Annotated in this window: 1 protein-coding gene; it reads left to right on the top strand. The window is 77.7% G+C overall.

Annotated elements, in window-relative coordinates:
- Positions 1 to 264, top strand: a 264-nt coding sequence (locus tag R0J92_RS23705; protein WP_411053479.1) for a hypothetical protein, incomplete at both ends; no start/stop codon positions are given.

Raw genomic sequence — 264 nt, 5'->3', positions numbered from 1 at the left:
CTGGCTCGGGGCGATCCGGCTCGGTGAGGAAGGGGAGCACCGCGGGCGCGACCGCGCCGCCGAAGAGCGGGCGTGGGCCGAGGCGCTCGACACGCTGCGGGCGGCCCGCGACCGCGTACGGGACCACGTCGATGAATACGACGCGCTGCTGCTCATGCCCGAACCCGCCGCCCCCGTGCGGCGGCGGGCCCGGCTCTACCTCGACGACGCGCTCGACCCCGCCACGGTCGACGCGTCGCGTGACCTCGGCGAGCGGCTCGCGGC

Source organism: Tritonibacter sp. SIMBA_163 (genome assembly GCF_046535935.1).
Taxonomy (GTDB): Bacteria; Pseudomonadota; Alphaproteobacteria; order Rhodobacterales; family Rhodobacteraceae; genus Epibacterium; species Epibacterium scottomollicae.
This window is presented reverse-complemented; position numbering and strand designations above follow the sequence as displayed.